Source organism: Nonomuraea sp. CX421 (genome assembly GCF_059358955.1).
The window spans coordinates 319657-346646 of record NZ_JCADBK010000002.1; the positions used below are offsets into that span (position 1 = coordinate 319657).

At 69.6% G+C, this 26990-nt stretch carries 28 protein-coding genes, 1 tRNA gene and 1 riboswitch; of the genes, 14 read left to right on the forward strand and 15 right to left on the reverse strand.

Annotated elements, in window-relative coordinates; translation table 11 throughout:
* Window positions 1-2: 2 nt before the first annotated feature.
* The 3 genes from AC5L3X_RS04510 to AC5L3X_RS04520 are packed head-to-tail and all read right to left on the reverse strand — an operon-like array spanning window position 3 to window position 2523.
* Window positions 3-368 (reverse strand): PPOX class F420-dependent oxidoreductase, encoded by a 366-nt coding sequence (locus tag AC5L3X_RS04510; RefSeq protein ID WP_494855292.1) that lies wholly within the window; start codon window positions 366-368, stop codon window positions 3-5.
* Entirely contained in the window at window positions 365-1012 is a 648-nt protein-coding gene (gene trhA, locus AC5L3X_RS04515; RefSeq protein WP_225262440.1) for a PAQR family membrane homeostasis protein TrhA, read from the reverse strand. The genes AC5L3X_RS04510 and trhA overlap by 4 nt, the downstream gene beginning before the upstream one ends.
* Before the next feature lie 20 nt (window positions 1013-1032).
* Complete coding sequence (locus AC5L3X_RS04520) at window positions 1033-2523, reverse strand: penicillin-binding transpeptidase domain-containing protein (RefSeq protein WP_494855293.1); 1491 nt, start codon at window positions 2521-2523, stop codon at window positions 1033-1035.
* A gap of 89 nt (window positions 2524-2612) precedes the next feature.
* Between AC5L3X_RS04520 and AC5L3X_RS04525 the strand changes: the two genes are divergently transcribed.
* Window positions 2613-3434 (forward strand): spermidine synthase, encoded by an 822-nt coding sequence (locus AC5L3X_RS04525; protein ID WP_494855567.1) that lies wholly within the window; start codon window positions 2613-2615, stop codon window positions 3432-3434.
* 104 nt (window positions 3435-3538) lie between these two features.
* The gene (locus tag AC5L3X_RS04530) at window positions 3539-4504 is read left to right on the forward strand and encodes a pirin family protein (RefSeq protein ID WP_494855295.1); all 966 of its coding nucleotides are present in this window, start codon (window positions 3539-3541) and stop codon (window positions 4502-4504) included.
* A 92-nt stretch (window positions 4505-4596) separates the two neighbouring features.
* Here the strand turns inward: AC5L3X_RS04530 and AC5L3X_RS04535 are convergent, their stop codons facing one another.
* The 4 genes from AC5L3X_RS04535 to AC5L3X_RS04550 all read right to left on the reverse strand — a co-directional run bounded on the left by AC5L3X_RS04535 (window position 4597) and on the right by AC5L3X_RS04550 (window position 8007).
* A complete protein-coding gene (locus tag AC5L3X_RS04535; protein ID WP_494855297.1) occupies window positions 4597-5235 on the reverse strand; it encodes a hypothetical protein in 639 nt (212 codons plus the stop codon).
* Window positions 5236-5321: 86 nt separating this feature from the next.
* Window positions 5322-5597, reverse strand: coding sequence for a 4a-hydroxytetrahydrobiopterin dehydratase (locus AC5L3X_RS04540; protein ID WP_189123460.1), 276 nt, complete (start codon window positions 5595-5597; stop codon window positions 5322-5324).
* Between the two features lie 178 nt (window positions 5598-5775).
* Window positions 5776-6990 (reverse strand): aminotransferase class III-fold pyridoxal phosphate-dependent enzyme, encoded by a 1215-nt coding sequence (locus tag AC5L3X_RS04545; RefSeq protein ID WP_494855299.1) that lies wholly within the window; start codon window positions 6988-6990, stop codon window positions 5776-5778.
* A 96-nt stretch (window positions 6991-7086) separates the two neighbouring features.
* A complete protein-coding gene (locus AC5L3X_RS04550) occupies window positions 7087-8007 on the reverse strand; it encodes a carbohydrate kinase family protein (protein ID WP_189123457.1) in 921 nt (306 codons plus the stop codon).
* Between the two features lie 71 nt (window positions 8008-8078).
* On the opposite strand from AC5L3X_RS04550, the gene AC5L3X_RS04555 reads away from it, so the two are divergent.
* Together AC5L3X_RS04555 and AC5L3X_RS04560 are read left to right on the forward strand one after the other, a co-directional pair.
* Window positions 8079-8669, forward strand: coding sequence for a TetR/AcrR family transcriptional regulator (locus AC5L3X_RS04555; RefSeq protein ID WP_494855301.1), 591 nt, complete (start codon window positions 8079-8081; stop codon window positions 8667-8669).
* A 53-nt stretch (window positions 8670-8722) separates the two neighbouring features.
* Window positions 8723-9361 carry a class II aldolase/adducin family protein gene (locus AC5L3X_RS04560; RefSeq protein WP_494855303.1) on the forward strand — a complete coding sequence of 213 codons (639 nt, stop codon included), beginning with the start codon at window positions 8723-8725 and terminating at the stop codon, window positions 9359-9361.
* Here the strand turns inward: AC5L3X_RS04560 and AC5L3X_RS04565 are convergent.
* On the reverse strand, window positions 9327-10919 hold the full coding sequence (locus AC5L3X_RS04565) for a DUF885 domain-containing protein (RefSeq protein WP_494855304.1): 1593 nt from the start codon (window positions 10917-10919) through the stop codon (window positions 9327-9329). The genes AC5L3X_RS04560 and AC5L3X_RS04565 overlap by 35 nt on opposite strands.
* A gap of 23 nt (window positions 10920-10942) precedes the next feature.
* Between AC5L3X_RS04565 and AC5L3X_RS04570 the strand changes: the two genes are divergently transcribed.
* Entirely contained in the window at window positions 10943-12151 is a 1209-nt protein-coding gene (locus AC5L3X_RS04570; RefSeq protein ID WP_494855305.1) for a DUF4032 domain-containing protein, read from the forward strand.
* Window positions 12152-12168: 17 nt separating this feature from the next.
* On the opposite strand, the gene AC5L3X_RS04575 is transcribed toward AC5L3X_RS04570, so the two are convergent.
* Window positions 12169-12771: an NAD(P)-dependent oxidoreductase gene (locus AC5L3X_RS04575; protein ID WP_494855306.1), complete on the reverse strand. Its 603-nt coding sequence runs from the start codon at window positions 12769-12771 to the stop codon at window positions 12169-12171.
* 228 nt (window positions 12772-12999) lie between these two features.
* On the opposite strand from AC5L3X_RS04575, the gene AC5L3X_RS04580 reads away from it, so the two are divergent.
* From AC5L3X_RS04580 to AC5L3X_RS04595, 4 genes are read left to right on the forward strand one after another with little or no spacing between them, the layout of a single operon-like run.
* Window positions 13000-13377, forward strand: coding sequence for a roadblock/LC7 domain-containing protein (locus AC5L3X_RS04580; RefSeq protein ID WP_189123451.1), 378 nt, complete (start codon window positions 13000-13002; stop codon window positions 13375-13377).
* A gap of 3 nt (window positions 13378-13380) precedes the next feature.
* The gene (locus tag AC5L3X_RS04585) at window positions 13381-14193 is read left to right on the forward strand and encodes a transcriptional regulator (protein WP_189123450.1); all 813 of its coding nucleotides are present in this window, start codon (window positions 13381-13383) and stop codon (window positions 14191-14193) included.
* Window positions 14190-14621 carry a roadblock/LC7 domain-containing protein gene (locus AC5L3X_RS04590; protein WP_225262438.1) on the forward strand — a complete coding sequence of 144 codons (432 nt, stop codon included), beginning with the start codon at window positions 14190-14192 and terminating at the stop codon, window positions 14619-14621. The genes AC5L3X_RS04585 and AC5L3X_RS04590 overlap by 4 nt, the downstream gene beginning before the upstream one ends.
* 46 nt (window positions 14622-14667) lie before the next feature.
* On the forward strand, window positions 14668-15039 hold the full coding sequence (locus AC5L3X_RS04595; RefSeq protein WP_189123449.1) for a hypothetical protein: 372 nt from the start codon (window positions 14668-14670) through the stop codon (window positions 15037-15039).
* On the opposite strand, the gene AC5L3X_RS04600 is transcribed toward AC5L3X_RS04595, so the two are convergent.
* The 3 genes from AC5L3X_RS04600 to AC5L3X_RS04610 form a co-directional block, all read right to left on the reverse strand.
* Complete coding sequence (locus AC5L3X_RS04600; RefSeq protein ID WP_494855309.1) at window positions 15036-15875, reverse strand: alpha/beta fold hydrolase; 840 nt, start codon at window positions 15873-15875, stop codon at window positions 15036-15038. The two genes, AC5L3X_RS04595 and AC5L3X_RS04600, sit on opposite strands and share 4 nt — an antisense overlap.
* 46 nt (window positions 15876-15921) lie before the next feature.
* A complete protein-coding gene (locus AC5L3X_RS04605) occupies window positions 15922-16692 on the reverse strand; it encodes a hypothetical protein (protein WP_494855311.1) in 771 nt (256 codons plus the stop codon).
* A 185-nt stretch (window positions 16693-16877) separates the two neighbouring features.
* Window positions 16878-17013: riboswitch (cyclic di-AMP (ydaO/yuaA leader) on the reverse strand.
* 165 nt (window positions 17014-17178) lie between these two features.
* Window positions 17179-17379 carry a DUF5302 domain-containing protein gene (locus AC5L3X_RS04610; RefSeq protein ID WP_189123448.1) on the reverse strand — a complete coding sequence of 67 codons (201 nt, stop codon included), beginning with the start codon at window positions 17377-17379 and terminating at the stop codon, window positions 17179-17181.
* A 205-nt stretch (window positions 17380-17584) separates the two neighbouring features.
* On the opposite strand from AC5L3X_RS04610, the gene AC5L3X_RS04615 reads away from it, so the two are divergent.
* Window positions 17585-18589 carry a rod shape-determining protein gene (locus AC5L3X_RS04615; RefSeq protein WP_494855313.1) on the forward strand — a complete coding sequence of 335 codons (1005 nt, stop codon included), beginning with the start codon at window positions 17585-17587 and terminating at the stop codon, window positions 18587-18589.
* Between the two features lie 130 nt (window positions 18590-18719).
* Window positions 18720-19109, forward strand: coding sequence for a YkvA family protein (locus tag AC5L3X_RS04620; protein WP_494855315.1), 390 nt, complete (start codon window positions 18720-18722; stop codon window positions 19107-19109).
* A 27-nt stretch (window positions 19110-19136) separates the two neighbouring features.
* Here AC5L3X_RS04620 and AC5L3X_RS04625 read toward each other — a convergent pair whose 3' ends face one another.
* The gene (locus AC5L3X_RS04625; protein ID WP_494855317.1) at window positions 19137-19718 is read right to left on the reverse strand and encodes a DJ-1/PfpI family protein; all 582 of its coding nucleotides are present in this window, start codon (window positions 19716-19718) and stop codon (window positions 19137-19139) included.
* Window positions 19719-20564: 846 nt separating this feature from the next.
* On the opposite strand from AC5L3X_RS04625, the gene AC5L3X_RS04630 reads away from it, so the two are divergent.
* Window positions 20565-23027: a DUF262 domain-containing protein gene (locus AC5L3X_RS04630; RefSeq protein ID WP_494855569.1), complete on the forward strand. Its 2463-nt coding sequence runs from the start codon at window positions 20565-20567 to the stop codon at window positions 23025-23027.
* A 149-nt stretch (window positions 23028-23176) separates the two neighbouring features.
* On the forward strand, window positions 23177-24199 hold the full coding sequence (locus AC5L3X_RS04635) for an ERCC4 domain-containing protein (RefSeq protein WP_494855318.1): 1023 nt from the start codon (window positions 23177-23179) through the stop codon (window positions 24197-24199).
* Window positions 24200-24902: 703 nt separating this feature from the next.
* On the opposite strand, the gene AC5L3X_RS04640 is transcribed toward AC5L3X_RS04635, so the two are convergent.
* Together AC5L3X_RS04640 and AC5L3X_RS04645 are read right to left on the reverse strand one after the other, a co-directional pair.
* Window positions 24903-25400 carry a hypothetical protein gene (locus AC5L3X_RS04640; protein WP_494855320.1) on the reverse strand — a complete coding sequence of 166 codons (498 nt, stop codon included), beginning with the start codon at window positions 25398-25400 and terminating at the stop codon, window positions 24903-24905.
* Window positions 25401-25956: 556 nt separating this feature from the next.
* Window positions 25957-26033 (reverse strand) — tRNA-Lys (locus tag AC5L3X_RS04645).
* 100 nt (window positions 26034-26133) lie between these two features.
* On the opposite strand from AC5L3X_RS04645, the gene AC5L3X_RS04650 reads away from it, so the two are divergent.
* Entirely contained in the window at window positions 26134-26973 is an 840-nt protein-coding gene (locus AC5L3X_RS04650; protein ID WP_494855321.1) for an AAA family ATPase, read from the forward strand.
* The last annotated feature ends 17 nt before the right edge of the window (window positions 26974-26990 follow it).

Consider the following 26990-nt stretch of genomic DNA (forward strand, 5'->3'; position numbering starts at 1 on the left):
GGTCAAGCGTTGGTGATCCGCACCCCCACCGTCCCCGCGTCGCCCCGGCGCAGCTTGCTGCCGAGCATCGCGATCCGGCCCATCAGGCCGTACTTCCGCTTGAGGAGGCCGCGCACCCGCTCGGTCTCCTCGGGGCCGAGCACCTCGGCCCGGCCGGGCACTGCCTCTCCCCTGAGCTTTCCCCTGTGGTCACAGGGTGCCACCGCCACATCGGGATTGTTGCGGATGCGCTTGACCTTGCCGGAGTTCGCGGCGGTCCAGAGGACCAGGGCGTCGCCGTCCTGGGCCACCCAGACCGCCGTCGCGACGGGGGTGCCGTCCTTGCGGTAGGTCGTCACTGAGATGTACTGCTCCGCGCCGAGATTCACATGTGTGAGTAGACCACGATCGACACCGCGATGTACTGCACCAGGTAGGCGGCGACGGTGAAAGCGTGGAACACCTCGTGGAAACCGAACCACTGAGGTGACGGATCCGGGCGGCGCAGGCCGTACACGACCGCGCCGGCACTGTAGAAGACGCCGCCGACGGCCACCAGCACGACGGCGGCCACGCCCGCCCCCTCCAGCAACTGCGGCAGCACGAAGATCGCGGTCCAGCCGAGCGCCAGGTAGAGCACGGTGTAGAGCCAGCGTGGCGCGCCCATCCAGCACACCCGGAACAACACGCCGGCCAGCGCGCCGCCCCAGGTGACGGTCAGCACGATCACCCGCGCCGCGCCCGAGAGCGCGAGCAGCGCGAACGGCGTGTAGGTGCCCGCGATGATCAGGTAGATGTTGGCGTGGTCGAAGCGGCGCAGCACCTCGGCCAGGCGCGGGCCCAGCGTGCCGCGATGGTAGGTGGCGGAGATGCCGAAGAGCAGGCCCGAGCTGATCGCGTAAACGGCCGCCGCGACGCGGGACAGGAGGGTCGGGCCCAGCGCCACGAGCGCGAACCCCGCGACCAGCGTCACGGGCAGCGCTCCCATGTGCAACCAGCCTCGCAATCGGGGCTTCACGGTCAAGGTCGTCATATAACCTACGGTACCGTAGGTTAGAGCCCGTTGAGGAAGCGGGCGGTGATCGGCAGCGCGGCCGTCCGGCCCGCTCCGCCGTGCCGTACGAACACGCAGAAGGCCAGGTCGTCGCGGTAGCCGACGAACCATCCGTGGTCGTCGCCGTCCACCACCTCGGCGGTGCCGGTCTTGCCGGAGACCCCGGCGGGCAGGCCCGCCCCGCTCGCCGTCCCGTGGTCGACGACCGCGGCCATCATGTCGCGCAGCGCGGCGACGATCCCCTCGTCGAGCCGGACCGGCCGGTGCGGCGTCCCCTCGATGCGCGCGGCCTCGTCCTCCGGGAGCAACCGAGGCGAGCGCCAGGTGCCGCTCTGGACGGCGGCGGCGATCGCCGCCATGCAGAGCGGGGTGGCGAGCACGGTGCCCTGCCCGATCGCGGCGGCGCCGTGCCAGTCGGCGTTCTCCGGATCCTCCATCGTGCCGCAGGCGCCGCCCGCGCCCGTCGGCAGGCCGCGGCCGAACCCCCACTCCTCGGCCGTCGCGCGCAGGTCCTCGGTGCCCAGCCGGGCCACGGTCTGCTGCACGAACGTGGTGTTGCAGGAGTGGGCGAAGGCGTCGGTGAAGGAGACGGTGCCGTGGTCCTGGTGGCCGGCGTTGTGGAAGGACCGGCCGAAGGGGATCGTGTACTCGCCCGGACAGGCGAACTCGGTCGCCGGGTCGAGGCCGCTCTTCAGCAGCGCCGCCGCGGTGATCACCTTGAACGTGGAGCCGGGCGGGAAGAGGTCGTGGAAGGCGCTGGCGCCCTGGAGCCGGTCGGCGACCGCGAGCACCTCCCCCGAGCTGGGGCGCAGCGCGATGATCGCGGCGTCCTGCACCCCGTCCAGCGCCCGCGCCGCCGCCGCCTGCACCGGGCGCGACAGCGTGGTGCGCTGGGCCTCGGTCTTCGGTTCGGCGGTCATCAGCCGCCGGACCGGCTGTCCCGGCACCGTCGACACCAGCGCCCAGCCCTGGTTCACCTCCCCGAACTCGGGTCTGATCCGGTCCAGATAGGACTCGGCGTAGCTGTCGTTGGGGATCTTGTCGCCCTCCCTGGTGACCAACTCGGCCGAGGGCCCGTCGAACTCCGTCAGGTCCAGCGTCCCGCCGTCCTTGAGCAGCGGATGGAGCGTCTCGGGCGACCAGAGCACCTTCCAGGCCCGCCCCCGTACGGCCAGCCGCAACGTCCCGGCGAACGGCCACGGCCCGAACTCGCGTAACTCGCGGCTCCCGGTGAACGGCACCTCGGCCGTCTCCTCCCCCGTGCTCTGCACCGCGCCGGGCACCAGCTCGACCTCCTCGACGTGCAGTCTCTCGGTGAACGACAGGTGGCGGCTGACGAAGTCGGCCGGCGGCTGGTGGACGAGCCGGGCCATCGCCCGCACGTCACCGTCCTGCCACGCCCGGAAGTAGGCCGCCGAGGTCTCCTGGGCGCTGCCCCGGACCCGGTTGGCGGCCAGCACGGCGAAGCCGTACGCGCCCAATACCGCCACTACGGCGATAACGAGCACAATCAGCCTGCGGCGTCGCATACGGTTTCCCCCAGGGAGGAGACAGCGTGGCACGAGGACAGCGCGAACCGATGCCCGGTCTGTATCCGGTGACGTTCGGCGAGATCGAACTGCTCCGGGATCTGGATCGGCAGGACGGCTGGGTGCTGTCCAAGGATGGCGTACCTCAGTCGTATGTTGACCTACAAGACCCCACATATCTGGAATTCGAGTACGTACGCCTCATGGCGGACGTCATCGACCTCCTCCCGGAGGGCCCGCTCACCTGTGTCCACGTGGGCGGCGGCGCCTGCACGATCCCCCGCTACGTGGCGGCCACCCGGTCCGGCTCGCGGCACATCGTCATCGAGCCCGACGGCCTCCTGGTCGACCTGATCCGCAAGCAGCTCGATCTGCGCTCGGTGCCACGCCTGAAGGTCATGGTCCGGGACGGCCGCGACGGCATCGCCCGCGTCTGGGACTCCTCAGCCGACCTGGTGGTGCTCGACGCGTTCGCCGGGGCCACCATGCCGGTCGAGCTGGCCACGGCCGAGTACATGAGCGACCTGACCCGCGTTCTGCGCCCCTCGGGGCTGCTGCTGATCAACCTGGCCGACGGCAAGGGCCTGAGCTTCGCCAGGCGGCTCGTGGCCACCGTGCTGGGCGCCTACCGCCACGTCGCGCTGCTGGCCGAGCCCGGCGTGCTGCGCGGCCGCAGGTTCGGCAACCTCATCGTCGCGGCGTCTCGCACCGAGTTGCCCGTCGACCTCCTCACCCGCCGCGCCGCGGGCGGCCTCACCCAGGCCAGATGCGTGTACGGCGAGGCGCTGACGCGTTTCGTGGCGGGGGCCTCCCCGATCAGAGACGGCGACCCGGTGCTCGCCCCGGTGCCGCCTCCGGCCGTGTTCGGCTGACCCCCGCGCGCGGGCCCGTGGTCCATGTACAGCGGACGAGCGGCCTGGAATAGTTGAAAACTAAATCAGGTTGAGTGGAGCAGATTCCCCCGGAAGGAGCCGGCATGCCAGCCGTAACCGTAGACAACCCGCTCACCCTCCCCCGCATCCCCAGCCCCGCCGCCGGGACCCCCGAGCGGAAGGTGCTGGCCGTGGAGACCGCGCCCAGCGGATTCGAGGGCGAAGGCTTCCCCGTACGCAGGGCGCTCGCCTCGATCAAACCGTCCTACCTCGACCCCTTCGTGATGATGGACCAGATGGGCGAGGTCGACTACGCGGCCGGCGAGCCCAAGGGCACCCCGTGGCACCCGCACCGAGGGTTCGAGACCGTCACCTACATGATCGACGGCGTCATGGAGCATCTCGACTCGGGCGGCGGCGGTGGCACGATCACCAACGGCGACACGCAGTGGATGACCGCCGGGAGCGGGATCCTCCACCGGGAGGCGCCGCCGGAGTGGCTCGTCCAGCAGGGCGGCCTCTTCCACGGCATCCAGCTCTGGGTCAACCTGCCGGGCGCCAAGAAGATGATCGCGCCGAGGTACCAGGACATCGGCAGCTCCAGCGTCGTGCTGCTGAGCAGCCACGACGGCGGCGCCCTGGTGCGGCTCATCGCCGGCGACCTGGCGGGCAACGTCGGGCCCGGCAGCACGCAGACGCCCATCACGCTGCTGCACGCCACGATCAGCCCCGGCGCCCGCCTCACGATGCCGTGGCGCAAGGACTTCAACGCGCTCGCCTACGCGCTGTCCGGTCGCGGCACGGCCGGGGCCGAGCGGCGGCCGTTCGAGAGTGGGCAACTGGCCGTCTTCGACGGCTTCGGAAACCGCCCCGGGCTGACCACGGCGGGCGAGAGCATCACCATCTCCGCCACGGACACCCTTGAAGTGATCATCCTGGGCGGCGAGCCGATCGGCGAGCCGGTGGCCCACTACGGGCCGTTCGTCATGAACACCCGCGCCGAGCTGGTGCAGGCCTTCGAGGACTTCCAGGCCGGCCGCCTCGGCACGATCCCGGCCGGCCACGCCTGATCAGGCGGGCCGGCTCGGGTCAGGTCACGTCAGGTCAGTCCATGTCAATCCAGGATCGGCCCCGTCCAGGATCGGGCCCGTCCAGGATCGAGTCAGTCCAGGGTCAGGCAGGCGACGCGGTCGCCGGCGGAGCCGGCCTCGGGGCCCGTGGGCGTGGTCGACTCGGAGTGGATCACCAGGGAGCCGGGATCACGGCCGTCGAGCGACCACGGGTTGCGGGCCGTGGCGCGACCGGCGCCCGCCTCGTCGGTCTTGAAGTCGAGCCACACCTCGCTCGTGGCATTCGCCTTGCCCGGCTCTTGCTGGAAGTGGGGGCCCGAGTCGTCGGGCTTGGGCCCGCACACCTTGGTGTGCAGGTGGGCGCCGTAGCGGCGGTTGGGGAGGAAGCCCTCGACCACGAGGGAGGTCAGCGTCTTGCCACCGGCGGACTCGACGGTGACGCTGGCCTGGGCGCCGTCGGGGACGAGCTTGCGGTCGTAGGTGATGGCCGCGGTGTCGCTGGTCGAGAAGGTGCCGCTGGAGGAGAGCGCCGTCGCGCTGTTGGACGTGCTGTCGGTGGTGTGGTCGCCCGGCTCGCCGGGGCCGGCGCTGGGCGTGCGGGCGTAGGTCTCGCCGGCCGACGGGGTGGGGCTCTGCGCCGCCTGCCCCACCGGGGCGTCGCGCGCCGGGCTGGTGGTGGTCTGGGCACAGCCCGCCACGAGCAGGACGAGCAGGAGTGCGGGCACGCGCATGGGAAACCCCCAGAGCAGTGATGGGAACACGAGCCTTTCGGCCTACCGGCTCGCGAGGCCAACCACTCTAGCGAGTAACCGAACCGCTACGCACCGTGTTTCGCGGCGATGGCGTCGATCAGCGCGGCCAGGGTGAAGTCGGCCTCGGTGAGACCGCCCTTGTCGTGCGTCGTCAGGGCGAGGTGCAGCTTGCGCCACCGGATGTCGATGTCGGGGTGGTGGTTGAGCTCCTCGGCCTTGACCGCGATCTCGTCGACGATGCGGATGGCCGTGGGGAAGTCGGGCGCGGCGACGGTGCGGCGGATCTCGTCTCCCTCGCGCCGCCAGGCGGGCAGCTCGCTGAGCTTCTTCTCGACGTCCATGGGACTCACGGTACTTCAGCGTCCCGGACCCCGGACCGACCCGGACCGGGGCCGCGCCGGACCGGGGGTCCCGAAGCCGGCTGTCGCCACCAGAAGTCGCCGCCGGAACGAGCGCGCGTCGCCGTCAACCAACGTGAGCGCGGGTCTCGCCGAACGCCGGAACGACCGCGCGAGGCCGTCAGCCGAAGTGGGCGCGGGTCTCGCCGAACGCCTGGTCGGTGCCGTCGAGGGCGCGGGCCACGTCCTCCTCGGTGTGGGCGGCCGACATGAACCAGTTGTGCCACGGATGGAGGTAGACCCCGTGGCGCAGGCAGGCGTCGCTCCAGTAGAGGGCCGTGGACAGGTCCGCGTCGCCGTCGAAGCTCAGCCAGGGGATCGTCACCGGCCCGGTCTGGTTCACCGTGAAGCCGTGCGCCTTGGCCTGCGCGTACAGCCCTTCGCGCAGTTGGGTGCCGGCCCGCTCCATGGTGGCGATGCCGCCGGTGTCGCGGAGCGTCTCGATCGTCGCCTTGGCCGCCGCCATGGCCACCGCCGAGAACCAGAACGACCCCGTCGAGTAGAGCGACTGCGCCGCCTCGCGCAACGCGTCGGTGCCGGTCACGGCGGCGATCGGATAGCCGTTGGCCATGGCCTTGGACCAGGCCGTCAGGTCGGGCCGCACGCCGTAGGGCTCCCAGGAGCCGCGCAGGTCGATCCGGAACCCCGCCCGCACGTCGTCGATCACCAGCGCGGCCCCGAGCCGGTCGGCCAGCGCCCGCGCGCCCCGCGCGAAGGCGGGCTCGACCAGCTCCTGGTCCTCGAACGAGTCGTGCTTGAACGGCGTCACGATGATCGCCGCCACCTCGCCCTCCACGGTCGCCGCCGCGTTCTCCAGCGACTCCAGCGAGTTGTACGCGAACTCCACCAGGTCGGCCCGCTCGTTCGGCGTGGTGCCGGCGAGCGACGGCGTGCACCAGGGGTCGGCCCCGTGGTAGGCCCCGTGCGCCATCAGCACCTTGGTCCGGCCGGTGGCGGCCCTGGCCACCATGAGGGCCTGGGTGGTGGCGTCGGTGCCGTTCTTGGAGAACATCGCCCAGTCGGCGCTGGGCACGGTGTCGACGAGCAGCTCGGCCAGCTCGACCATGACGGGGCCCGGCCCGTTGAGGCAGTCGCCCAGCGCGAGCTGGCGGGCGGCGGCCTCCTCGACGCGGGGGTGCCGGTGCCCGAGCACGACCGGCCCCCAGCTGCACATGAAGTCGATGTACTCGCGCCCGTCCACGTCCCACTGGCGGCAGCCCTCGCCGCGCTCGAAGAACTGCGGGTATCCGGGGGCGAAGATGGCGGCGTTGAGGTGCCCGTACATCCCGCCGGGCACCACTTTCGCCGCGCGCCGGCGAAGCTCGGCGTCTGTCATGGCGAAGCCTTCTCTCTCGTGTCGGTACGGCCCGCGTACGGTCTCGCCGGACGGTCTCGCCGGGAGCGGCGGCCCGCGTGGCCGGTGAAGGTCAGGTCAGGTCAGGAGGGCAAGGGTGGAGTCGAGGTCGGTGAGGCCCGCGTCGGAGCCGAGGCCGGTCGCCACCCGGGCGGCGGCGGCCGTGCCCCAGCGCGCCGCGCCGATCACGTCCTGCCCGTGCAGCAGGCCCGTGACGAACCCGGCGCAGTAGGCGTCGCCGCAGCCGGTCGTGTCGACGACCTCGGTCTTCAGGGCGGGCACCCGCTCGACGCCGTCGCCGGTGGCGACCAGGCTGCCCTCGCCGCCCAGCGTGACCAGCACCCCGCGCGGCCCTTCGGCCAGCAGTGCCCGCGCCGCGTCCGTCACGTCCTGGGCGCCGCCGGCCATGAGCAGCGCCTGCGACTCGTTGGGCAGCACGTAGTCAACGTGCGGCAGGAAGGCGCGGGCCATGCCCAGCAGGTCGGGCAGCTCCGACAGCAGGTCCATGGTCACGACGGCGCCGGCCGCCCGGATGGAGTCGAGCAGCTCGAAGAACGCCGGGTCGCCCAGCCCGAACGTGACGTCCATGCCGCCCAGGTGCACCGCGCGGACGCCGCGCAGGACCTCGGGGTCGAGGTCGGCGAGCGTCACGCCGAGGTTGGCGCCGGGCACGTGGAAGCTGGGGCGTCCGCCGTCCGGCCTGATCGGCAGGATGGACGCCGCCGTCTGCTCGCCGGGGCGGCGCACCAGGCGGGAGACGTCCACGCCCCGCTTGGCCATCACCGCGAGCAGGAAGTCGCCGAGCTCGTCGTCGCCGATCGCGCCCATGGTGACGACGTCGTTGCCCAGCTTGACCAGGTCGACCGCGGTGCCGGCGGCCGACCCGGCGGCGGTCAGGCGGATCTGGTCGACCAGCACGGTGTCCTGGCCCTCGGGGATGCGCTCGACGGGCCTGGCGAGGATGTCGACGATGTGGACGCCGACGGTGGCAACGGTCATGGACTAAATAGACAGACGTCCGAATAAAAAGTCAATATGCTGATAGCAGGTAGAGCGAAGGGGGCACCACGATGCCGAAGATCGTTGACCACGACGAGCGCAGGCGCGAGGTGCTGTCGGCGGCCCGCCGGGTGATCGTCAGAGACGGCATCGACGCCGCCACCACCCGCGCGATCGCCAAGGAGGCGGGCTACTCCAACGGGGTGCTCGCCCACTACTTCGCCGACAAGGACGAGATCCTGCTGTCCGCGCTGCGCCAGTCCCACCAGCGCATCCGCGACCGCCTCACCCGCAAGGTCGAGGGCGCGAGCGGGCTGGCCGCGCTGCGCGAGCTGCTGCTCGACAACCTCCCCCTGGACGCGGAGCGCACCCAGGAGACCCGGCTCGAAGTGAGCTTCTGGAGCCGCAGCCTGGCCTCGGAGCGCCTGGCCGAGGTGCAGCGCGCCGAGGCCGCCGAGCTGCGCGCGGCCATCCGCTCGTTGCTCGCCGAGGCCCGCGCGGCCGGCGAGCTGGCCGGCGACGACAACCTCGACGACCTGACCGAGCACCTGCTCGCCCTGGTCGACGGCCTCAGCCTGCACCTGCTGCTCTACCCCGACCGGCTGACCCGGGTCGACCTCGAACGCCTGCTCCTCGCCTCCCTCGATCGCCTCGCCGCCTGACCGGCCCATCCTGGAGATTGCCGCATTTCGGACGGCCGACTACATTGCCGCTCATGAGCCTCCGCGAGCAGCTGTGCGAGTACGGCAGGCGCGCCGTCGAGCTGGGCCTGGTCATCGGCACCTCGGGCAACCTGAGCGTCCGGCAGGAGGATCGGGTCGCCGTGACCCCGTCGGGCGTGGCGCTCGACCGGCTGACCCCCGAGCTGTGCCCGGTCGTCGACCTGGCGGGCAACCTGGTCGAGGGCGAGTCGCAACCGTCCTCCGAGACCCCGATGCACCTGGCCGTCTACGCGTCCGGCGACGCGCGGGCCGTGGTCCACACGCACTCGGTGTTCGGCACGGTCGTGGCCACCACGATGACCGAGCTGCCGCCGATCCACTACAACGCGCTGCTGCTCGGCGGGACGGTGCGGGTCGCCGAATACGCCACGTACGGCACGCCCGAGCTGGCGGCCAATGTCAGGGCGGCGCTGGAGGGGCGGCGGGCGGTGCTGATGGCCAACCACGGCGGCATGACCGTCGGCGCCACGCTGGAGGAGGCGTTCGAGGCCACTCGGCTGCTGGAGTGGCTGTGCGAGGTGTACGTGCGCGCTCTCGGCGTGGGCACCCCCAACGTCCTGACCCCCGAGCAGTTGGACGCCGTGGTGGAGCGCGCGTTCAACCCGCCGGTGTTCCCTCGCCGGGCAGGCTGACGGCCCGCTCGGCCAGGCCGAGCGGCAGCCCGCCCGCGCCGGCGATCCGGTCGTGGAACGCCTTCAGTGACCCCTGGTACGCCTGCCTGATGCGGTCGATCTCGAGCGCGCCCGTGAGGTAGGACGGCGCCTGCGTGGGCCAGGCGCAGTAGCGGCTGACCTCGGCCCGGGCGGTGCCGGGCGTGAGCGACGCCTTGGTGGCCATGAACGTCTCGGCCTGCTTGATCGACATGTCGTCGCAGTGCAGCGCCGTGTCCACGACGATCCGGGCGGCGCGGAAGACCCGGCAGTCGAGGTGGGCCAGCTCGGTGGCGGGCGTGTCGAAGTAGCCCTGCTCGTGCAGCAGCTTCTCGACGTAGAGGGCCCAGCCCTCGGAGAAGTACGGCGTGCGGAACACCTTGCGGACGGTTCGCGGGTTGCCGGCCATGTGCGATAAGTGCCAGTGGTGCCCCGGGTAGGTCTCGTGCGCGGCGATCGACGGCATCTGGGCCCGCGAGTTGGTCCGCAGGCGCTGACGTACCTCCTCCTCGGTGAAGTCGTCGGGCGTGAACGGCACGAAGAAGACGCCCGTGCGTGAGCTGGTCAGCGGGGGCGGCGCCAGGTAGTGGGCCACGGCCGCGATCGGCCGAGTGTACTCGGCCGAGGGCAGCACCAGGCACTCCTCCCCTTCGGGGAAGGTCACCAGGTCACGGGACCGGACGAACGCGCGGACCCGCCGCGTCTCGGCCTCGTACTCGGCGCGCATCGCCTCCAGGGTCGGCGGGTGATCGTCCATGAGCGACTCCATGACGGCCCGCCAGTCGGCGGTGCCGCCGGCCTGCCGGGCCACCTCGCGCATCCGCTCGTCCAGCGAGGCCCACGCCGCTCCGCCCTTCTCGTGCAGCTCGGCCGCGCCGTAGCCGAGCAGCTCGCGCTCGCGCAGCAGAGTGGAGTAGAGCCGCTCCCCCATCCGCCAGTCGCCACCGCAGGCGAAGCCCTCCAGGAAGGCGACGAGCTCGTCGAAGGCCCGCGCGGCGAGCTCGGCGGCCTCCGCCAGCCGCGCGCTCAGCGCGGGGTCGCGCACCATCGACGGAACGGTCCGGGTGAGGAAGCGCCGCCCCGTGCGCGCCTGGTCGAGACCGCGCCGCACCAGCAGCGGCGCCGCGAGGCCGGGGTCGAGGTTGGCGCGGCAGGCGGCCAGCACGCCGGGCACCTCGGCCAGCCGCGAGACGGCGGCGGCGACCAGCTCGGGTTCCGGCTTGAGCCGCTGCTGGAAGGGGTTGAACAGGGAGGTGAAGACCGCCGAGAGGTAGACGGCGGGGTCGCGGCGCCAGTCGGGCCAGGAGGCGAGCGCGACCCAGCCTCTCAGCTGCGACAGGACGAGATCCCGGTCGATCGCGTCGTCGGGGGTGGCGGCCTCCAGGGTGGAGAGCCGTTCGAGCCAGCCGGCCTCCTCCCGCGCGCGGGCGGTGAAGGCGGCGGCGGTGAAGTCGCCGAGCGTGTGGTCGTAGCCGTCGGCTCCCAATTGGCTCGCGACCACCGGACGTCCGGAAAAGTACCAATGGAGAAACTCGTCCACGATCGCACAATATCCTGATCTCCATGCCTCTCCAGATCACCGGCACGCTCGGCGACCCCGACCTCATCGGCCTGCCCTGGGACGTGCCGCTCGCGCAGTGGCCGGAGCGGCATCTGGTCGACCTCCCGCGCGGCATCTCACGGCACGTGGTGCGGTTCGCCAGGCTGTCCGGCAAGGTCTACGCGATCAAGGAGATCAGCGAGAGGTACGCCAGGCGGGAGTACCAGCTGCTGTGGGACCTGGCCAGGCTGGACGCGCCGTCGGTGCAGCCGGTCGCCTACGTCACCGGCCGGGACGAGGGGCTCGACGCCGCGCTGATCACCCGGCACCTGCAGTTCTCGCTCCCCTACCGAGCCGTCATGTCGGGCACGCTGCGGCCCGACACGCTCACCCGCCTGCTGGACGCGCTCGCCCTGCTGCTCGTCCGGCTGCACCTGAACGGCTTCTACTGGGGCGACTGCTCGCTGTCCAACACGCTGTTCCGCAGAGACGCCGGGGCGTTCGCCGCCTACCTGGTCGACGCGGAGACCGGGGAGCTGCACCCGATGATCAGCGAGGGACAGCGGCGCGGCGACATCGACATCGCGCACGTCAACATCTTCGGCGAGATGCTCGACCTCGAGGCCGGCGGCCTGCTGCACCCGACGATCGACCCGATGGACACGGCCGAGGACATCGTCGCCCGCTACCACCGGCTGTGGGACGAGATCACCCAGGACGAGATCATCGAGGAGGTCGACTGGCACGTTGTCGAGCAGCGGCTCCGGCGGCTCAACCTGCTCGGGTTCGACGTGGCCGAGATGATGGTGCGCCGCAAGGTCGGCACCGGGCGGCTGATCGTCCGGCCCAAGGTGGTCGACGCCGGGCACCACCAGCGGCGACTGCTCCGGCTGACCGGGCTCGACGTGGAGGAGAACCAGGCCCGGCGGCTGCTGAACGACCTCGACGGCTTCCGCGTGGCCCAGGGACTGCGGCACGAGGACGAGGCGATCGTGGCCCACCGATGGCTGGCCGAGGTGTTCCAGCCGACGGTGGCGGCCATCCCGGCCGGCCTGCGCGGCAAGCTGGAGCCCGCGCAGCTGTTCCACGAGATCCTGGACCACCGGTGGTATTTGTCGGAGGCGGCGGGCGCCGACGTGGGGCTGGCCGCCGCGGTGCGGTCGTACGTCGGCACCGTGCTCGTGCACAAGCCCGACGAGAAGGCGCTGCTGCCGGACGAGCCCGTCGAGTAGGCGGGTCGGCGGGGCTGTCAGTAGCCCACGGTGATGCGGCTGCGGAGGTGCTCGAAACGTTCCATCTCGTCGCCGATGGCGACCGCGAAGTCCTCGGCCGAGATGAAGCTGCGTCCCTCCGCGTCGGACAGCAGTTCGTCGCGGCCGATGCGGTAGGCGCCGGTGCGCACGCCAGGAGCGACCTCGGCGGGCGGCGAGACGTAGGTCCAGTCGAGGTCGCCGACCTCGCGGAAGACTCCCAGCGCGGCCCGCTGCGCGAGCGCCTCCTTCTTCCACGACTCGGGGAAGCCGGGCGCGTCGACCAGGTCGAGGTCGGGGGCCACCCGCAGGCTGCCCGCGCCGCCGACGAAGATGAGCCGCCGCACCCCGGCCGCGCGCATGCCGTCGACGAGCGCGCGGACGTCGGCCAGGAAGGGCCCCTCGGGCTCGGTGCCGTCGCGGGGCGGGGCGATCGCGGAGATGACCACGTCGTATCCCCTGGCCAGCGCGGCGGCGTCGCGCACGTCGCCCTGGATCGGACCCGACCTGCTGACGCCGGTCACGTCATGGCCCCGCCCGGCGAGCTCGGCGGCGATGCGGCTGCCGATCATACCGGTGGCGCCAAAAAGAAGGATCTTCATATTTCCACACTACCCACCGGATACCGGCTACTTCATCACCCGATAATGTGAATCACATTCTTTATCGTCGTCACCGATTCGGTTAAATCTAATAAAAAATCCGTCGCGGTGGGGTTTTTCTCCATCCCCGCCGTATAGCTGTTTAACTCCTCCTTTATCAAAGCTTCTTCGCCGCCTCCGGCCCTCCTACGCTGGCTCAATCCTTCAGAAGCGGCGAGGGGAGGACACGTGCTCGGGTTGGACGACTGTCTGATCGAGGTCATGGCGATACCGGGGGCCCTGGACGCGATGCTGCTGGACCAGACGAGCGGCATGGCGGTGGCGGTCAGCGGCTCGCCGCAGGGCGTCGACACCGAGGGCTCGGCCGCCGCCCTGACCGAGACGCTCCGCGCGACCGTGGACGGGCTGGCCCGCTCGTGTCCCGGCGACACGGTGCGCATCGACGACATGCTCGTCACCACCGACCAGGGCCACCACCTGCTCAGGCTGATGGAGACGGCCTTCGAGGGACCGCTGGTCATCTACGTCCGCCTCGACCTGGAACGGTCGAACCTGGCGCTCGCGCGCCACCGCCTGCGGGCCATCTCCAGCAGCCTGCTGACCTGACCCATGGCCCCCCTCGACACGCTGCTGGCGGGCCTCGCCCGCGAACGCTCCACCGGCGCCCTGCTCGTCGGCCGCGCCGGAACGGTCTTCCTCGACGAGGGGCGGGTGACGTACATGGAGTGCGTCCAGACGCCCGGAGTCGAGCGGCTGCTCACCGCGCGCGGCCGCTCGACCGAGGCGACCCTGCGCGGGATGCAGGCCGACGGCGGCTGCGAGCGGCTGCTCGCGGAGGGTGTTCTCACGCTCGGCGAGCTGCAGTACTGCGTGCTGGGCGCCGTCCTGGACGCCGCGTTCTTCCTGCTGCCGGTCGGCGGGACCCGGCCGAAGTTCCGCCCCGGCGAACGGCACTGGCTGGGCGGGCGCTGGTACTTCGAGGTGTCGGGGCTGCTGCGCGAGTGCGCGCGCCGCCGCGCGCAGCTCGCGCGGATCTGGCCGTCCGCCGAGGTGGACACCGCTCCGGTACGGCCGGCGCCCTGGCTCACCGGGCAGGGCGTCACTCTCGGCAGGGTCGAGTGGGAGGTCGTCGCCCGGGCCGACCACAAGGCGACGCCGCTCGACCTGGCCAGGCAACTGGGCAGGTCCGGCTACTCGATCCTGCTGGCCGTGCGCAGGCTGGCGGCGGCCGGGCTGCTGGTCCCGCGTGAGGAACCCGCGCCGGCCGAGGACCCCCGGCTGCCGAAGCGGTCCCGGCAGGCGGTCAAGGCGCCGTCCACCGGCGGCTCGACGGGGCCACCCCTCGGGCCGGCCGTGACGGCGGACCCCACAGACCTGGCCCTGCTGCTGCGCCTGAAGAAGGCCCTGGAGGAACTGGCATGAGGTTCCCCCCACTGACCGCCATGAGGTTGCCCGCACTGAGAAGGAGGCCGCCGGTGGAGCTGCGCGACGAGGTGCTCAAGGAGATGGTCCTCCTGCGCGAGCGCACCCCCGACATCAACGGCAGCGTCGCGTGCACGGTGGACGGGCTCGCGGTCGCCTGCGATCTCGAGGGCGACAACGGCGACCAGACGGCCGCGCTGACCGCCGCGATGGTCGCCATGAGCCGGCGCATGCTCGCCATGTCCGGCAAGGGCGACCTGGAGGAGACGCTCGTCTCAGGGGCGGCCGGGTTCGCCGCGTTCTACACCGCGGGCCCCACGATCGTCCTCACAGTCCTGGCACGGCCCGGCACGAACGTCGGGCTGCTCCGGCTGGAGGGCCGTAAGACGGCGGCCGCTGTCGGCCGCCACGCAGCACGGATCCGATGACCGATCGGACGACCGATCGGACGACCATCAACGAACGGAGGAAGACATGGCCAGCATGGACGTCTCTCTGAAGGAGATGATGACGATCGACGGCTCGCTCGGGGCCGCGATCGTCGACCACGGCAGCGGCATGGCGCTCGGCGCGCTCGGCGGCTCCAAGGAGCTGGATCTGCAGGTCGCCGCCGCGGGCAACACCGAGGTGGTCAAGGCCAAGCTGCGCACGATGGACTCGCTCGGGCTCAAGGACTCGATCGAGGACATCCTCATCACGCTCAGCGGCCAGTATCACATCATCCGTCCGATCAGCGGGCGCGGCGGCAAGGGGCTGTTCCTCTACCTCGCCCTCGACCGGGGGCGGGCCAATCTGGCGATGGCCCGCCACCAGCTCCGTGGCATCGAGGAGAAGCTGGACGTCTAGCCAGCGGTCAGCTTGGCGATGGCGCCCACGATGTCCGGCCACAGCGGCCTGGGCAGATCGTGGCCCATGCCGGGGTAGGTCAGTAGCGTGGCGCCGGGGATCGCCGCGGCGGTGGCCTGCCCGCCGGCCAAGGGGACGAGCTGGTCGTCCTCGCCGTGGATCACCAGACTGGGGACACCGACCCCGGCCAGCGCCCCGGTGCGGTCGGGCGAGACGAGGATCGCGGCCAGCTGCCGGGCCGTCCCGGCCGGGTCGTAGCACCGGTCGAAGGCCAGGCCGGTCAGTCTGGTGAGGCGCTCGCGGTCCAGCTCGTAGCCGGGCGAGCCGATCACGGTCCAGGTCTCCAGCGCCCGGGCGAGCGCCGTCTCACGGTCGGGAGCGGGCGGCGCGAACAGCACCGCGCCGGCCGCGGCCGTGGGCTGGGCCAGTCCAGGCCCGGGGGTGGACATGATGGAGGTGAGGCTGGACACCCGCCCGGGGTGGCGGATCGCCAGCGACTGGGCGATCATACCGCCCATCGAGGCGCCGACCACGTGGGCGGCCGGCCAGCCGAGCGCGTCCATCAGCCCGGCGGCGTCGTCGGCCATGTCGTCCAGCACGTACGACGAGGACGTCCCCAGGTCGGGGACGCCCTCGTCGTGGAAGTGCGTGGACAGGCCGGCGTCGCGGTTGTCGAACCTGACGACGTGGTGGCCCTGCTCGGCCAGCAGCTCGCACAGGTCGTCGTCCCAGTGGATGAGCTGGGCGCCCAGCCCCATGATCAGGAGCAGTGGGCGCCCGCCGGGCGAACCGAAGCTCTCGTACGCGATCTCGATGCCGTTCACGGCCGCACGCATGGTCACGAACCTAGAATGGCATTCTAGTCGGGGCCGGTAAAGCCCGTCAGCTCTTGATCGAGCGGATGTGCTCGCGGCCGGCGTAGGCCACGCCGCCCACGGTGGCCAGCCCGCCGACCAGGGCCAGGATCCCTGCCGTGTCCGCGGTCTCGACGTCCGGCTCGGGAGCGGCGTCCGGCTCGGGAGCGGCGTCCGGCTCGGGAGCGGCGACCAGGCGGCCGGCCGAACCTGGGGCGCTCTTCTGCTCGGTGCTCTCCTCGGCCAGGATCTCCGGCGGCTGGGCCGGGTTCCGGTCGATCCGGGACCAGGCGCCCGTGGAGAAGGCGACCGGGTGGTTCTTCTTGCCGACACCCTTGCCCCACTTGGTGATGACGTAGTCGACCTTGATGTGGCCCTGGCCGCCGATGCCGTCGACGCCCAGCGTGCGGGAGTTGAACGTGCCACCGGTCAGGTCGGCGAACGTCTTGGCGTCCAGGTCGAGCATGATGCCGTTGTTCGACGGGTTACCGGGACCCCGGTCGCCCACGAAGAACGGCATCTTCTTGCCCTTGTAGACGACATAGCCCTCGGTCAGCAGCGGCCAGCTCGGGCTGGCGGCCAGCTTCTTCTGCATCGGCTTGCCACTGGCGGGCAGACCGGTGTCACCGGCGCGGCCGGAGGAGTCATCCCAGAAGTAGGAAGCCGTGGTCGACCCCTGGAGCAGGACCTTCGCGTCGTCACCGGTGTCGGCGTGCGCCGTGCCCGTGCCGATGGCGAGCGCGGTGAGCGCCGCGGCGGTGACCAGGGGGAGGGTACGTTTACCAAAGCGAACGGCCATGAAGTGGTAGATCCTTTACCTCAGGAAGCAGGGAAACGGCACTCCACTCAGGAGGCGTAGCCGGGCGAAGGACGCCTGCGGGCGCTACGCGGGGAGCGCGAGAAAGTCTGCGGAGAAGTGCCGCTCAGTGGTCGGCTTGCGCCTTTGCGCGAGGTGGGGATGTGCGGGGGTGCTTCACGATAGGGTCGTCCTCTCCATCTCGCCTACCGGGTTAGCTGACGGGTTCGGGCGTGGAGATGCCCTACCGGCACGAGTGCCGGATTCACCCCAGAAAGGTGGGTCCCCGGTTCCCGCCTGAGCGGGATTCGGCGCCAGCCGGCCGCCGCTTCCTGGACGAAGCGACCAAGTCACCAGCTGGTAACTCCAAAAGACTAACCCAGGAATCGGACATACGCAATGAAAGCCCCATGAAACGGGCTAAGATCTACCCGAGACGGCAAAGAGAAGGGGGGCACGGCGTCCCGTACCCCCCGAAAACGTCAGGTCTCAGCCACCGCTCTTGCGTCTGAACGATCGCTTGTTGGCAGCCGGACCGTGGGCCCCGTGAATCTTGGACTGGTCGGCGCCCCTGCCACCCGCGCCCGAGTCGGCATGCTGGTTGCGCTTGCGCTCCAGCGCCTCGCGGAACTTGCGCTTCATCTCGTCCTCGGGAGTCTCGCTGACTTCCGGCTCCGGTGTTTCCGCCATGAGGACCTCCTGGTGTTGGGGACAAATCAAAGCTTCGCATGGTCACGCCCGTGACGCGAAACCGGCCACGCGAACCGCGCGTCTCCCGCCGGACAGGGGCCCAGCGCGCGATGCGGCACGCACGCTGCGTGGTCGTGCCCCGCGAAGAATCTCCCTTATGTGGCGTTGAGGTGTGGTTCATCCCGGTTAGACCACTGAGGTGGCGTTGAGCCTGTTCCGTCTCATGGGCCAGGACCTGGCGGTGGATCTCGGCACAGCCGGCACGCGGATCTACTCCCGGGGCAGGGGCATCGTGCTCGACGAGCCCTCGCTCGTCGCGCATCACCCTCGTACGGGAAAGATCGTGGCGTACGGGGCGGAAGCCGACGATCTGGACGGTGAGACCCGGCTGATCCGGCCCGTCTGGGGGCAGGGCACGTTCGACCGCGACTTCACCCGGCGGATGCTCAAGCACTTCCTGCGCAAGGTGCACGCGCACCCGTACGCCCGGCCGCGCGTGGTCATGGCCCTCCCCGACGACTCGACCGCCGTCGAGCGCCGCGACCTGCAGGACCTGGCCTTCGAGTCGGACGCGCGGCAGATCTACCTCGTCCGGCACGGGCTGGCGGCGGCCCTGGGTGCGGGTCTGCCGCTCGGCGAACCGGCCGGAGTGATGATCATCGACATCGGCCACGCATTCGCCCGGATCGCGGTCGTCGCCGGTGGCCAGGTGGTCGCCGCCCGGACGACGAGAAGCGGCGGCGACCACGTGAACGACTCCATCGCCCGCCTCGTCGAGCGCGACCACGGCCTGATCGTGGGCGACGGCGCCGCCGAGGCGGCCAAACGCGGCCTCGGCCCCGCCTGGAAGCCGCTCGACCGGCAGGTGACCGTGCACGCCCACGCCCCCGAGACCGGGCACGAGAGCCAGGTCACGCTGACGGCCCAGGAGATCTACGAGGCCACCTCACAGCCGGCCGACCTGATCGTCCGGGCCGCGATCGGCACTCTGGACGGATGTCCCGCCGAGGTCGTGGCCGACGTGGCCGTCCACGGCGCGGTCCTGCTCGGGGGCGGCTCCCTGGTCTGCGGTCTGAGCAGACGGCTGCGCGCCCGGCTCGGCGTCCCCGTACGGCGCGCCGAACGCCCCCGGGAGTCGGTGACCCTCGGTCTCGGCCGCTGCGCCGACGACCTGGCCCTGGCCGCAAGCCTGCACGCCATCCACCCGTAAGCCGGTGTCAGGCCGCTCCGGGGTTGAATGAATCTGCGCGGGCACCTGGGACGTGGCTGCTGCGAGAGTGGACGTCGCCGGCGGGAGCGGGCGGAAACAGCGGCCAATGTCGTGGAGAGGCGGACGGGCGATGCGCGGCTGGTTGATCGGTCTGGTCGTGGGTGTGGCCTGTGTGGTGCTGTGCTGGGCGGTGCTGGCGGTGCTGGCCCGCCGACTGCCGCCGGGCACCGCGCGGGATCTGGCCGCGTTCGTCCCCGACTGCCTCACCACGGTCCGCAGACTGCGCCGGCACCCCCAGGTGCCGCGCCGGGCCAAGGTGGCCATCGTGTTCGCGGGCATGTGGGTGGCCAGCCCGATCGACCTGATCCCCGAGTTCCTGCCGGTCATCGGCCCCCTGGACGACATCGTGGTGGTGGCCCTGGCGCTGAGGTACGCCGCCCGGCAGGTGCCCCGCGAGGTGCTGCTGGAGGCGTGGCCGGGCGAGCCACGCCTGCTGCTCAGGCTGATCGGGCAGCGCTGACCCGTACCCGCGCCGGGAGGCCGCTGGTCAGATCGGCGGCTGTGGGTCGTACTGGATGTAGTGCCTCACCTGCCGGGCCCTGTCGACCCCGGAGAGGCGGGCCACCAGGTGGAGTGCCATGTCGATGCCCGCCGACACCCCCGAGGAGGTGACCATGTCGCCGTCGTCGACGAACCGGTCCTCGGGACGGACCTCGATCGTCGGGTCGAGCTCGCCGAGCAGGTCCAGGGCGCCCCAGTGGGTGGTCGCCGGGCGGCCGGCGAGCAGACCGGCCGCGGCGTACACGAGCGAGCCCGTGCACACGCTGGTCAGCAGGGGCACGCGGGCGCGCTGCTCGCGAACCCAGGCGAGGTACTCCTCGTCCTGGAGCAGCGGTCGGGTGCCCATCCCGCCGGGGTGCAGCAGCACGTCCAGCGGGCCGACCCCGGACAGATCGTGCTCGGCGATCAGGCGCAGGCCCTTCGCCGCCCGGACGGGCCCGCCCACGCGTCCGAAGGTGACGACCTCGACCTCGTCGGGACACTGCTCGGCCCAGGAGGCCAGCACCTCCCACGGGCCGACGGCGTCCAGCTCCTCGACGCCGTCGAACAGCATGATCCCGATGCGCATCAGTCGCTCCTCACAGTCTGGAAACGGCGGCGGCATTGGCCCGGCGTGACGTCGGAGGCCAGCCTGACACAGCGGTCCAGGGTCTCGACCGTGCCGAATCCGGCTCTCCCATCGGATGGCGTCCACGGCCGCCGCCGTATACGGAACCATGTCCTCGCGCAGCCGGTCGAGCGGATACCACTCCAGGACGGCGCACTTGTCCGGCTCGGCGTTGAAGGGCTCGCCCTTCAACCGCTCGGCACGAAAACAGCCCGACCCTTTCCGGAGCCCGGTGTATCACGTGGCAGGTCAGGTCGGCGGGGTCGACATCCATTCCGACCTCTTCCCTCATCTCCAGGCCGGCCGCCTCAAACCACCGACTCCCCACCTCCAGATGGCTGCGGGGCGGGTGCCCACTCGCCAGAATCGGCCCAGCGATGCCCCTCTGTACACGAGGGCAGCCGTCTGGGTCTGCCAAGCCAGGACGACCGTGGCTGCCTCCAGCGCTGCTTCGGTGAACGGGACGCGCGGCAACACGCGCGCCGACGCTTCGCCGAGACGGCCATATCTCGACCACCAGTCGAACGACTGGGCCGGACACCAGGACCTATGGCGCGGACTCCTACGACCTCCACGGTGGCCAAGAGGCAGCGGTAGGGAATCGGGTGCTGCTCGCCGCCTCGCTCTAGGCAAGTCACGCCCCAATCACTGGGTCTCGCGAAGGAATCGGACGGAGGTCAGATTTGGCGATCTAGAAGACCGGTAGCGCTGCGTCAGCTTAATGTGGCGCATAGTGCATGTGCTCTCGTGATGCAGACAGGGCGAAGGGGCTGACATGAAGGCGAACGAACCACGCTTCGTAGGCTCATCCAGGGCGACCAACAGTTGCTGGTGCCGTTGTATCAGCGCCACTACACCTGGGAGCGACCTCAGCTGCGCCAGTTGTGGAGCGACATTGTGGCCCAAGTCGACATGCTGGCCCAGGGCAAGGCGGATGCTCCCAGCCACTTCCTTGGTTCAGTGGTCCTCGCGCCCGGTCCCGAGCTGGCGCCCAGCCGGTCGCAGTGGATCGTGGTGGACGGCCAGCAGCGACTCACCACGCTAATGCTCGCCCTCTGCGCCGTCCGTGACCATCTGGTGGCCGAAGATCCAAAGGCAAAGGAGCGGATCAACGAGCTCCATCTGATCAACAAGTGGCAGCCGGGCGAGCTGCGTTATCGGCTGCTTCCCACACAGGCCGACCGGGCCGCTTTCAAGGCGTGCGTCGATGACGTGGCCGAGGGCATGTCCGACAGTCTGATCGGTAACGCGTACCAATTCTTCCGCGGCATGCTCCGAGAGTTCGACGATCCAGCAGATCCGCACGACCTCGCCCGCGTGGAATCGGTCCTGTTGGATCGTCTCAATCTGGTTCAGATCACCGTGGAGAAGGACGACAACGCCTTCCGCATTTTCGAATCGATCAACAACACGGGGATGCGGCTCAGTCAAGTCGATCTGATCCGCAACTACGTGTTCATGTGCCTACCCACACGGGGCCAGCACGTCTACGACGAGTACTGGATGCCGATCCAACGGCTGCTCGATGCCAAGGCCATGGAACAGCTCATGTATCTAGTGCTCGTCCTCAAGGAGGGCGAGGGAGCTCAGTACAACGCCATCTACCGAGGCCACCAGCAGCTCCTCCTGGGGCTGGCCAGCGACGAGACCAAGGTCGAGGCCTACGTCAGGGACCTCCACCGCCGTGCGCGGCACCTGAGGCTGATCCTTGATCCGTCCGAAGGTCTGCCCTTCACGCAGCACTTGCGGTTCCTCAAGGAATGGCAAGCCAGCACCGCATACCCGCTGGTCATGCGGCTTCTCGCGTTCCGTGAGGACGATCACGTCAGCGACGATGAAGTCGCCCAGACGTTGACCTTCGTCGAGAGCTTCATCGTCCGCCGTCTGATCGCTGGCGTGACCACGGGCAACCTTAACCGCATCTTCCAGCGCCTTGCTGGACAACTCGACCCTGACGACGACCTGCCGCAGACGGTCCGGGCTGCGCTCTCCCCTGCCAGGCTCTACTGGCCTTCTGACGAGCAACTGCGTGAAGCGATCCGCAACCGCGCCTTCTATTGGCAAGGTCGAGCGGCACAGCAAAAGCTGGTGCTGCGCCGCTTGGAGGAGTCATTGGGGAGCAAGGAGTCCGTAGACCTCACCGATAAGCGCATTACCATCGAGCATGTATTGCCCCAGTCCCTCACGGCTGACTGGCTTGAACAGCTGACCGATGATGAAGGTGTGCATCGGCAGCTCGTCCATACCCTCGGCAACCTCACACTCAGCGGCTACAACTCCGAGCTGAGCAACAGCTCCTTCGCCACCAAGCGCAAGCAACTCGGACAGAGCAGCCTGAAGATGAACCAAGAGATCGCCGCGTGCGAGCAGTGGGGCAAGGCCGAGATCTTTTCACGAGCCGACCGTTTGGCTGATCGAGCGATCACTATTTGGCCGGGCCCAGACGAGTCCAGTCGAGAACCTGCTCCCTCACGCGACTGGACTCTGCTCTATAAGGCGCTCGCCGCCCTCCCTCCGTCGACGTGGACGTCCTACTCGGACATGGCCGAACTAATCGGCTCACACCCCGTCCCAGTGGGAGTTCACCTGGCTACCGTGCCTGCGCTCAATGCCCACCGAGTGCTGACCAAGCAGGGCAAGCCATCGGAGAGCTTCCGCTGGATTGATCCCGACGATGACCGCGATGTCCACGATGTCCTGCGTGCCGAGGGCATCGCTTTCGACGAGAACGGTGGCGCCTCCACTGATCAGCACGTTAGTGCGCGAGAACTTGCCCACCTGCTCGAGCTGCCGGGAGCCATGGATCTCGCCGAAACCGAGACCACTGAAGATTACGAGGAGGCGACGCACGAGCGAGAGCAACGCTTCGTCCAGCAGCTCACCGAGCAAAGTGGGCCCCAGGCTGCGGGCGCGGTCCAACGGGTGCTTGACCACTGGCGGAAGCAGGGACGCGAAGTACAGTACGGCACCTCGACAGGAGCATCCTGCGCCCCGATCATCAAGGTGCACGGAAAACCGCTTTACGTGGTGCGGTTCTACGCCAAGACCATCGAGTTCCCCTTCGGCCTACTCAAGAATCGGCCGCCATTTGACGATCTTGAACTACGGGAAGAGTTGCTGGAGCTACTCAACAGCGCACCAGGTATGGACATCCCCGTGGCCAAGCTGGAGCTGTATCCCTCGATCAAGAACACCCAACTGATCAACGCGGCAGTCTTCGATGTCATCGTCGCAGTCCTAGACAAGTTCGCGGCGCACGTCGCCGCCTGAGCGGCGCCCTGCGGATTTCTTCGGCCCTGTCGGGGATCGCCGGTGACCGGCCTTATCCGGAAGCAGCTTGTCGAGCATGCTCCGCGTGACCGGGATCGCATCTGCCCGGCCTCCCATGGCTCACGGGGCGCATCGGGGACACTGGAGTGGTGCGTGAGCTGGTCATCGTCCACAACCCCGATCCCGACTCCCGCCTGCCGTACCTGATCCGGCTCCCGCTCGGGGAGACGGGGCTGCTGCTGCGCGCGGGCGGGACCTGGCCGCGGGAGAAGGCGATCTACTGCTTCCCGGCCGGGCCCAGCGAATGGCCGCTCGACCCGGATGTGGTCGAGCGGGTGCCGGCCAAGTCGTGTGTACGGCGCGGCGCCGCCATCGACTTGGTCCTGGATCGGGCTCGGGAGAACCGCTCCCAGATCGTCTTCACCAAGGCCCGCGGCCGAGACGCGATCTTCTGGCAGACCGCCCGCGTCCGCAAGCAGGCCCGGCCGAACGTGACCACACCCACGGCGCGGGCGGGGGGAATCGCGGCACTGCCCATCGTGGTCGATTCCGGCGAGCGGTATGCCTATCGGTTCGCCCGCCAGCAGGTGGAGGTCACCAGGAAACGCCTGGCCTGCGGTGACTACGGAGTCGAGGTCGCCGGGCGGCTCCATGCTTCGGTGGAGCGCAAGAGTCTGGCCGATCTGGTGTCCAGCCTGCTCAACACCAGGCTGAAGTACCAGCTGACCGAGCTTTCCACGCTCCCGCACGCCGCGGTTGGCGTGGAGGACCGCTACAGCCAAGTGTTCAAGCTGGATCACGTCCGCCCCGCCATCGTCGCCGACGGGGTCGCCGAGTTGCAGGTGGCCTTCCCAAGCGTGCCGATCGTGTTCGGTGAGACCCGTCAGCTGACCGAGGAATGGACCTACCGGTTCCTGGCAGCCGCCTACACCGCTGCCGACCATCCACCGGTCCGCGAGGCGCCTCCGATTGACGCTGCGCGGCCGGGTGAGGCAGGGAGCCAGGTCCACGTCCGCGAGCCGGCGCTGGATCCATCCACTGCCGAGGTCCGGGCCTGGGCCCGGGCCAACGGCTTGGCCGTACCTGACAAGGGGCGGCTGCGCCAGGAGATCTGGGAGGCGTACCGGCAGGCTACCGGCCGTACGAGTACCCGTGGGGCATTGATCAGGTAGTCCAGGCCACAGCACATCCGCCCGAGCATGGCCGGAACCGTCGGGGACGGGAGCTTGACCGGCTGTCAGGCAAGGTCCTCATACGAAGCCCCAACGCAGAAATCTGAGCTGGGGTCTTTCGGTGTGCGTCGCCAAGGACTCGAACCCCGGACGGGCGCGTACGCCCGTGTCGTGTCCCGCTGACGTGGACAAAGGGTGACATGCAGGGGTCCTTGGGCACGTACCGCTACTTCCCGGTGGGGAATTTCGCAGGGAAGGAGGGTGCGGGGTCGTTCGTCCTCGGTTCGTTGATCGCCAGACCGACGGCCCCACCGGTGAGCCCGCCCAGCGCGAGCGCCGCGATCAGGACACCGGCCGTGAGCAGTATGACCCCCACCGTCCCTGACCGGCGGCTCCGGACATCCGTACCGGACGGCGCCTGAGGGAGATTCTGGAACCCAGGCGATCCGGGATGGCCGTACGGGGACATCTGCGACGGCGGCTGAACCGCGTACGGCTGAGGCATCTGCGGCCAGGGTGTCTCGGACGGCCAGGAGGAAAGGGGCTGACCCGCCAGGTGATCGGAAGGCTGCGGCGCGGTGAGGTGTCGCGGTGCTGAGGGGCCAGGAGGCGGCGGGGCCTGCACCGGCTGCCAGGCGGTGCCGTCCCACCAGAACCTGCCGTCAGGAGAGTACTGCCCGCCAGATTGAGCCGCCATCACTGTCTATTGCCTCCGTCTTATCGTGAGGTCGACGGTCTTCGCGTCCCGCTGCAGTACGTACTCCCAATCAAGGATGTAGGTCACATCCTCATCCACTCCGAGCTGCTCGGTCAGCCAGTGGTTGACCTTCTTGACCGCCGAAGGATCGTCACGGTGCGGCAAGGTCGCAAACCACGACATGTAGTCCAAATCGGCCCCGGCCAATGTGTCGCCGCCAGGATTCAGAATGCTGAGCTCGACCTTGTTGATATATTCATAGAATTTCACCACACTATCGGCGCGAAACAGGTCCGCCTTGAACCGCACTTCGCCGACCTTCAGCCCACAGGACCAGAATATTCTTTCGTCGGCGCATGCGTGTCCCTGACGCTTCAACGCTTCGACGACCGTGGTGATTTTGAGGCCGGGAACGCAGTCGTGGCCGCAGTAACTCGTATCCTGTCCGCGGACGTTGCCTGCGATGACGTAGGCGCCGACACCGGCGAGCAGGAAGACGACCAAGCTGATCACCCCTACCGTGATCAGGCGAGCCCCGCGGCGATCCGCGGGGACCTGGGGAGGGATGTCTTCTGGCGGGGCCCAGCCTAAGGCCGGAGGCCCGGGAGGCATCATGGATATCTCAACACCTTATTCCGAACAGAATCGTTCCATCGGGGCCAAGAAGAATCGCCACTCATGCTGAGAATTTTTGGGATCTCTCGATCCAGTGCCATGTCCCGCACACGCAGCGGCGAGTCGGTGATCCTGGCGTATGCCCTCACCGCCGCCTCCCCGCCCTTGAGCCGCCCGGCCCGCCGGCGATCACCTGCCCCCATGCCGAACAGGCTATGGGGAGCGACGCCAGCGTGAGCGGCACACATCCCGAATCGGTGGGGTGTAAGCCGGAATGCTCCCGGCCCCTGAACCGCCGGAGGCACCGGGGAAGGCCATCGACAAGCAACCACCCACGGAGCCGCCACGGAGCGACCATCATGATCAGGATGAGGCGTGAGCCGCCGTCAGGCGCGACACCATACAAAGAAACCCCAGGTCAGAACACTGACCTGGGGTTTCTTACTGGTGCGCCGCCAGGGACTCGAACCCCGGACCCGCTGATTAAGAGTCAGCTGCTCTGACCAACTGAGCTAGCGGCGCGTGCAGGAAGGAATATACCGGCACTCGGCACCTTGGTCGAATCAGCATCTATCCCCCACGCCTGGCTAGAATAAAGTTCGGCCAGCAGACAGGAGCATTGATGTTCGACTCGCCCGCCGACGTGACAGAGCGGCTCGCCGCCGTCGACTACCTCTCCGACGACGCTATCTCCACCTCGGTGTTCCTGGCCGCCGCCCTCGGCAAGCCGTTGCTGGTCGAAGGGCCCGCGGGGGTGGGCAAGACCCAGCTGGCCAAGGCCATGGCGCTGGCCACCGGGTCCGAGCTGATCAGGCTCCAGTGCTACGAGGGGCTCGACGAGGCCAGGGCCCTGTACGAGTGGAACTACAAGAAGCAACTGCTGCGCATCCAGGCCACCAGCGCCGACGACGACATCTTCACCGAGGAGTTCCTGCTGGAGCGGCCGCTGCTGAAGGCGATCCGGACGGGCGTGCCGACCGTGCTGCTCATCGACGAGACGGACAAGGCCGACGTCGAGGTCGAGGGGCTGCTGCTGGAGCTGCTGTCCGACTTCCAGGTGACGATCCCCGAGCTGGGCACGATCACCGCCGTGCACAAGCCGTACGTGGTGCTGACCTCCAACGCCACCCGGGAGCTGTCAGAGGCGCTCAAGCGGCGCTGCCTCTACCTGCACATCGAGTACCCGACACCCGAGCGCGAGCGCGACATCGTGCTCAGCCAGGTGCCCACGATCCGCGCCGATCTGGCCGAACAGCTCGCCAGGACCGTCGCCACGCTGCGCGCGCTGGAGCTGAAGAAGGCGCCGTCGGTGGCGGAGACGGTCGACTGGGCCAACACCCTGCTGGCGCTCGGCCGCGACGAGCTGGACGAGGCCACGATGGCGGGCACGCTCGGCGTGGTGCTCAAGCACGCCTCCGACCAGACCCGCGCGATCAAGGAGCTCGGCCTGTCCGAGGCCTGACCCGCCACCTGACCCGC